A 7,067-nucleotide genomic window follows, 5' to 3' on the forward strand; every position below is an offset into this window, starting at 1 on the left:
AAGGACTATTATACTCCATCTCCAAAAAATGTCAACACCTTTTATCATTTTCTATCATTTTCTTTCAAAAATTCTAAAATTGTACAAAAAAAGAGCAGGAAAAAACTCATTTTGTTAAGCGAGTTCTTTTCCCACCCTCATATATCTTCTTTGAAGAGTTTAAGCAATAAAGTGTCTAAGCATCCACTCTATCTTAGGTATGTCTTAATCATTTTTTGAAGATTGTTTCTTTTTCTTGAAACCAAACAATCCAGCAAGTAGCCCGACGGCAACACCTGTTGTTGCTGCTGCATATTTGGAAGAATCTGCACTTGCTACAGCTTGGCTGTTTTCTTTTTTGGGTTTGATTTCTTCTACTTTGGCTTCTTGTTTTGGAGCTGGAGTAGCCTTTGGTGCTTGCACTTGCGGACTATTGGTACCTGTTGGAAGAACTGTTGGTCTATCCGAAAAAGTGGTTGGATTGCTTGAGCGGATATCCATTGGCATATCTGCTGCTTCTAAAATAGCTGGATCCATTCGTGACGCTAGATCTTCATATTGAGAATTCAACAGTTCCACGACACTGTGATAAGATTGAAGAGTAGTGAATTCGGCTTCTAATTTTTCTTTTTTATTTTCTAAATTAGCCACCGCAGCTGATAAAACTGATTGGGCTTTGACCAATAATTCTGGAGCATTTTTAAAGTCAGAAAGACGTTTTTCAGCAGCAACCAAGCGTTCTTGCGCTGCCTTCAAGCCCTCATGCGCTTCTTGAACGACTTGGGCTTTTTCTGCTTCTTCTGCTTTTAAAAGATCTAATTTCTCACGCGCAGCTGCTAACAAATCTTTCGCTTTTTGAAGCGCTGCTTCTTTTGGTTGGATAGCTGCTTCAATCCGACCTCGAGATACATCAAGAGTCGCTTTTGCTTTTTCAACTGCATGATCCTTGCTGACAAGAAGAATTTTGTAGTTTTGGATGGTCTTTTGCACATTGGCCATCTCTACTTCTACATTTGAATTAGTATGGCGGGCATCTTCTAATTTGCCTTGCAAGATAATGATTTGGGACTCTTGATTGGCCTTGTCCAGCTTGAGGTTAGCGACTTCATCAGATTTTGCTTTGACATCTGATCTTGTCGTTGTAGCACCAGCTCCCTGACGCAATTGGTAAGCAAGTGCATTGGTTGACACTGCTGAGGTAACTGGACTGTGTAAGAAAGCCGCTTCTGACATGGCATTACTTGGGTCATAAGCCACTGATAATGCCGTTGCTTTGTTGTCTACCATTTGGAGGTAGTGACCAACCTTAGCAAAGGCCTCAGCCCCAATCTTCATATAGATGTCATTGGCATCGATTTGTGTTTCGTCTGTCGGTAGACCATATTGAGTTGCTACTTCTTGGTAAGCCGCTTTTTCATTGTACCAAAAGTCTACTGCACCAGCAGGTGAGAAACCATAAGCAATGTTTTCGTTTGGCAAATACTTAAACATATGCCAGTTAGCCTTTTTGAAGTATTCTAACTGAACTTGACTGGCAGGAAGGGAATAAGGATCCAGCTCCAATTCAGGCAAACCTGCATTGCGACGATAGCTATTAATGGCATCCGCAATTTCAAGAGCTCGAAGATTGGCTTGCAAGGATCCAGACTCTCCAACCGTCAAGCCATCTTCTTCACGACCACGCTTGTAAAGGGCTAAAGCACTTGCTGCAGCTTCATTGCCATTGTCAGCCAAGTGTTGCAAGTAGCCTTCGTAGGTTGCTTGGCTCAGTTGAACTGGGCTATTAGCCGCTGCTTGTTCCAAGGCTGCCAACTCCGCTTCTTTTGTCGCAATGACCGCCTTTAAGTCTGTGAGTCGCGTTTGGGCGAGTTGAATATCACTCTCAATTTGAGCGACTGTGTCAGCCCCATTCTGCTGACTCGCTTGCAAGGTCGCGAGATAACTCTGAGATTCTCGAATACTTTGCTCGACTTGGCTTTGCTCCAACAAGGCCTGGTTTAGCACATTCTCATCATTAGAAATTGGCGCTTTGGCTTGGTTCAATTCATTTTGTGCTACATCGACCAAAGATTCCTGAGCTGTAACCTGATTTTCCTGTTGACGAACAGCCTCTACAACTTGATCATGTGCAGCTTCCGCCTCTCGAACCTTATTTTCTTCGATGGTCACATAGGCTTGCGCCACCTTAACGTCATTTTCTGCGTTCTGAATTTGTGCATTCGAAGTCGTTGCGATCAGGTTTTCGGCATCCGTCACTTCAGCTTTCTTTTCTTCCAACTCTTGTCCAGCGGCCTTGACTTCCGTTTGAGCATCGATCACTTTTTGCTCTTGGTAGTGGACATCTTTCACCACTTGCCCTTTTTGAGCTGTAATTTGCTTCAACTCATCAACTGTAATTGGTTTTTCGACTACTTCCGTACTGTTAGTTTCTGCATTTTCATTTTGCTTGACCTCTTCCGCACTAGCCTTATGATGAAACATTCCAGACAGTACCGTTGTCGCAGCAACCCCAGTCGTGAAAACCGATTTTCCTAATTTCTTTCCCATTAAACTCACCCCCAAAACTTGTTCATTTTCTTGAAGTTTCTCTACCCCCTAGCATACCACATTTTGTTACCAATAACTAGTAGGTTTAAAAAGTTTTTTTCATAAATTTTTGAGGCAAAAGAAAAACAGCTAACGCTGTTAATCTTCTTGTTTAATTTGTTCCAACAATTTTTCTTCTTCTGCTGTCAACTCATAGTTTTCTAGCAAGTCTGGACGACGTTCTAAGGTCTTTTTCAAACTCTGATAGAGACGCCATTGACGGATATTTTCATGGTGGCCACTCATGAGGACATCGGGAACTGTCATTCCTCTGTATTCATAAGGCCGTGTGTATTGAGGATATTCCAGAAGACCAGACGAGAAACTGTCATCCTGGTGACTGGACTCTTTTCCAATCACTTCTGGAATCAAGCGGACTGTCGCATCAATCATGGTCATAGCAGCAAGTTCCCCACCTGTCAGGACATAATCCCCCAGCGAAATCTCATCCGTTACCAAGGTCTTGATCCGCTCATCGTAGCCCTCATAATGGCCACAGATAAAGATCAATTCTTCTTCCTGAGCTAATTCTTCAGCATAGGCTTGGTCAAAAGTCCGTCCAGCAGGGTCCAGTAAGATCACTCGCGGATTCTTTTTCTCAATGGCATCAAAGGCATCGAAGATTGGCTGCGCACGTAAGAGCATCCCTTGGCCGCCACCATAGGGCTCATCATCGACGTGCCGCGCCTTCTCAGCATTTTCACGGAAATTATGGTAGTTGATCTCGAGAAGTCCCTTTTCACGCGCCTTCCCGACAATCGAGTGCTCCAAAGGCGAAAACATCTCTGGAAAGAGGGTTAAAATATCAATCTTCATCGTCTAATCCTTCTAAGATGTCAACATCCACCCGATTTCCTGGGATATCAATATTCAAGACTACTGGTGGGATATAAGGTAATAGTAGGTCGCGTTTGCCTTTGCGTTTCACGACCCAGACATCATTGGCACCTGGTTGCAGGATTTCCTTAATCTGACCGATTAGCTGGTCATTTTCGTAAACATCAAGGCCGATAATCTCATGGTAATAAAACTCGCCATCTTCCAAATCCGTCAAATCTTCTTCTGCAACCTTGAGGCTAAAACCCTTGAATTTTTCGATGGCATTGATATGGCACATATCCTTAAACTTGATGATATCGAAGTTCTTGTGCTTGCGGTGACTGGCAATGGTCACTGTTTGGACAAAACGATCCTTCTCATCAAAGAGAGCCAACTCTGCTCCTTTTTTAAAACGCTCTTCCGCAAAGTCTGTCACAGACAAGACCCGCATTTCTCCTTGCAGACCTTGCGTATTGACAATTTTCCCGACATTAAAGTAATTCATGATTTCTCCAGTGTAGTTTATTCACTCTATTTTATCACGTTCAAGGGATTTTCTCAAATGGACTTATCTGCTAAAAACTGCTCCAAATCCCGTTCGTGCTGGTATTTTACGGCTGCTGTTTTATCTTTTTCAAAGATAGTTTTAGTAAGGTCAATCTCATTGATGGCCGCGATAGCAACCGTGTAGTGAATGATATCAGCCAGTTCTTTAGCCAATTCCTCATTTGAATCCTGGACACCCGCTTTCCGTCCAGAACGTCCATTTAAGACCTCGGCTACTTCCCCAACCTCTTCAACCAGCTTGATAAATAGTCCTTCTTCTGTCCGAGTATTCTGGTAATGTTCTTGTAAATAGGCTTGTAATTGGCCAATGGTCACTTCTTTCATTCTTTCTCCTTCCAACAAAAAACGGGACCAAGTCCCGCCTTTTATTTTTCGTCAATAACGATTCTTACTTTTTTATCTTCAGTTGGGACAGAGTAGACAATCGTTCTTATCGCAGAAATGGTGCGACCTTTTCGACCGATTACACGACCAACATCGCTAGGATCAAGGTCAAGATGGTACTCCAAGAATTCAGGAGTATCTTCGATCTTGATGGTTAAAGCATCCGGTTGTGAAATCAAGGGTTTCACAATTGCAATAATGAGATTTTCAATCGTATCCATACATCAACCTACTTTATGATTATTTTGAGAATTTAGAATCGTGGAATTTCTTCAAGACACCTTCTTTTGAAAGGATGTTGCGAACTGTATCTGAAGGTTGAGCTCCATCAGCCAACCATGCAAGAACGCGGTCTTCTTTCAAAGTAACTTGGTTTTCTTCAACAAGTGGATTGTATGTTCCAACTGTTTCGATGAAACGTCCATCACGTGGTGAACGTGAATCTGCAACGTTGATACGGTAGTAAGGTTTTTTCTTAGAACCCATACGAGTCAAACGAATTTTAACTGCCATTTTTATATGTCTCTTTTCTATATTTTAATTTTCGGTGAAATAGACAAGCTATTTAGCACATGATCTATTATAACACATTTCATCAACCTGTCAAGAAAAAAACTTGACACTCTTAAAAATTTTTTATTTAAGCAGGAAATCGGCGATTTCTTGATAGGTGCTAACGGTATAAGTCGGTACTACCAGGCTGGTATTTTCCTTACGATCAGGATTATACCAGACGGTATCAATCCCCGAAGCATTTCCTCCTGCGATATCCGCCGTCAAGGAATCTCCGATCATGAGTGTCTCTTCCTTGCTAAAACCTGGAATCAGTTGGCCAACTTTGTCAAAAAATGCAGGTTCTGGTTTCTGAGTATGAAGCTGCTCAGAGATAAAGACCTCTTTGAAATAAGGTGCGATTGTAGAATGAGCCAAGCGTCCTTCTTGAATGGCGGTCACTCCATTCGTTGCACCATAGAGCTGGTAACCCGCTTTTTCAAGTCGGGCCAGTAAGTCCTCCGCACCGGGGAAAGACTGCCCTTGAAGACTGATGTAATCTTGGTAGCGAAGAGCCATCTCAGCCCCATCAACCGTGATCCCAAAGTGGGCAAACCCAATCGCAAATCGACTATCCACGAGCTCTTGCTTGGTCAACTTCTTTTGTTCCAAATCCTTCCAGAGACCTTGGTTCATGGGTTTGTAGTAATCCTTAAAGGCCTGTACATCTGGAAAATTCATGTCTTCTAACATCTGCGTCAAGGCTGTTTCTTCAGCAGATTCAAAGTCCAGCAAGGTATGGTCCAAATCAAAAAGTAAAAATGTATATGCCATTACAAACGATCCTTCAATTTTTCTACAAATAAATAAGCCGCTGGGCAAGTGAGGGTATTCTTGATGGTCAGATGGTTGATCTGATAAATCTTCTTGCGATCTGTGTGAGGGAATTCCCGACAAGCTTTTGGGCGTACATCATAAATGGAACAGAGATTGTCCCCACCAAGAAAGGGGCAAGGCATGGATTTAAAAACCTTGTCCCCATCTTCGTCAACTTGAAGAAATTCTGCCTCAAAGGCAGGAAGCTTCATCTTGAAATATTTGGCGATCCGTGTGATATCGGCTTCCTTAAAATCGGGCCCTAAGGTTTTGCAGCAATTGGCACAAGCCGTACAGTCGATTTCTTGGAAAACTTCATCGTGGATTTCTTGCGCTATTTTATCTAAATTCTTAGGTGGTTTCTTCTTGAGATTCGCCAATACCTTGCGGTGCTCCTTTTGCTTTTGGAGAGCTAACTGATGGTATTTTTCAATATCAATTTCCTGTGTCATCCTCTATTTCCTCTTCTAAACAATAGAAAGATTATACCACAAAGACTCTAAAAAAAGATAGATCCTGAGATCTATCTCACTTGATTAATCCGTTACAGCGCCTGTTCCATCTAGGCTCCATGTGTCTTCAATGTATGGGATAAAGGTTTTCAAGGTTTCTGCATCCCCTTCAAAAGAAATGGTATAAACTTTTTCACCCTTCTGGAAGACCCAGGTAATCAGGTATTGACCAGATTTCATGATAATTTGAAGCTGGTAAGCGTCCAGACCTGCGACTTTAGTCCGCGCTCCCGTCATCTTATCAACATCCTGGTTATCTTGCCACATTACGGCCAGTTTCTTGGCTAAAAATTCTGCATTAAACTCGATATCCGCAGGAACTTTGGCCTTTTCCCGCGTAAAGCTATTCAAGGTGACAATATTATAGCCGCTCCCATCCGTATACTGGACAGCTTCTGTCCCATCGATATCCGTGAACTTGAACCATTTACTTGGAATATCGATGTATCCATAATCTGCATTTCCAATCCGCTTGGTTTCTTGACTGGAAGTGGTTTTCTTTGTAGAAGCAGTATCCTTTGACGAAGAGCTGCTTGTTTGCTTTTCGACTTTGCTGCTACTTTCTTTTGTAGAAGAAGTTGCTGTGTCCTTTTGAGTGATGTGACTACAAGCCATTAGTGTGCAGGTAGAAAGAATCGTCAGTGATGCGGTCAATAATTTGTGTTTCATGCTCAACCTCCTTGAGAACGTTTTCTTTCTTCTAGTCTACCATGAAAGTGGGTATTTTAAAATAGGGTAAGTGTCACATCTGATGGAACCTTTCTCATTCAGTCTATTTCTTTTATACCTAAAACAAAAGGCTGGGACAAAAGTCCTAGCCTCTCAATTATTTTTGGATTGTCGAGCAAGACG

At 42.2% G+C, this 7,067-nt stretch carries 10 protein-coding genes; all 10 read right to left on the reverse strand.

The window, feature by feature from the left end:
- Nucleotides 1-204 precede the first annotated feature (204 nt).
- A complete protein-coding gene (locus LIZ08_RS03350) occupies nt 205-2,331 on the reverse strand; it encodes a CAP domain-containing protein (protein WP_413743230.1) in 2,127 nt (708 codons plus the stop codon).
- Between the two features lie 56 nt (nt 2,332-2,387).
- Entirely contained in the window at nt 2,388-2,486 is a 99-nt protein-coding gene (locus LIZ08_RS10460) for a zinc-finger domain-containing protein (protein ID WP_371610444.1), read from the reverse strand.
- Between the two features lie 178 nt (nt 2,487-2,664).
- Complete coding sequence (trmD, locus tag LIZ08_RS03355) at nt 2,665-3,381, reverse strand: tRNA (guanosine(37)-N1)-methyltransferase TrmD (RefSeq protein ID WP_129824609.1); 717 nt, start codon at nt 3,379-3,381, stop codon at nt 2,665-2,667.
- Nucleotides 3,371-3,889, reverse strand: coding sequence for a ribosome maturation factor RimM (gene rimM / locus LIZ08_RS03360; RefSeq protein WP_031573063.1), 519 nt, complete (start codon nt 3,887-3,889; stop codon nt 3,371-3,373). The genes trmD and rimM overlap by 11 nt, the downstream gene beginning before the upstream one ends.
- Nucleotides 3,890-3,942: 53 nt before the next feature.
- On the reverse strand, nt 3,943-4,275 hold the full coding sequence (locus tag LIZ08_RS03365) for a MazG nucleotide pyrophosphohydrolase domain-containing protein (protein WP_031573060.1): 333 nt from the start codon (nt 4,273-4,275) through the stop codon (nt 3,943-3,945).
- Between the two features lie 41 nt (nt 4,276-4,316).
- The gene (gene kphA / locus LIZ08_RS03370) at nt 4,317-4,556 is read right to left on the reverse strand and encodes an RNA-binding protein KphA (protein WP_003001620.1); all 240 of its coding nucleotides are present in this window, start codon (nt 4,554-4,556) and stop codon (nt 4,317-4,319) included.
- A 19-nt stretch (nt 4,557-4,575) separates the two neighbouring features.
- A complete protein-coding gene (rpsP, locus tag LIZ08_RS03375; protein ID WP_006596292.1) occupies nt 4,576-4,848 on the reverse strand; it encodes a 30S ribosomal protein S16 in 273 nt (90 codons plus the stop codon).
- A gap of 123 nt (nt 4,849-4,971) precedes the next feature.
- Nucleotides 4,972-5,661: a YjjG family noncanonical pyrimidine nucleotidase gene (locus LIZ08_RS03380; RefSeq protein WP_125826943.1), complete on the reverse strand. Its 690-nt coding sequence runs from the start codon at nt 5,659-5,661 to the stop codon at nt 4,972-4,974.
- Nucleotides 5,661-6,155, reverse strand: a complete 495-nt coding sequence (locus LIZ08_RS03385) for a YkgJ family cysteine cluster protein (RefSeq protein WP_003001664.1) — start codon at nt 6,153-6,155, stop codon at nt 5,661-5,663. The genes LIZ08_RS03380 and LIZ08_RS03385 overlap by 1 nt, the downstream gene beginning before the upstream one ends.
- Before the next feature lie 84 nt (nt 6,156-6,239).
- Nucleotides 6,240-6,884 (reverse strand): hypothetical protein, encoded by a 645-nt coding sequence (locus LIZ08_RS03390; protein ID WP_031573042.1) that lies wholly within the window; start codon nt 6,882-6,884, stop codon nt 6,240-6,242.
- Between the last annotated feature and the right edge of the window lie 183 nt (nt 6,885-7,067).

The organism is Streptococcus sp. 210928-DFI.4.42 (assembly GCF_020554365.1).
GTDB classification, from domain to species: Bacteria; Bacillota; Bacilli; order Lactobacillales; family Streptococcaceae; genus Streptococcus; species Streptococcus parasanguinis_S.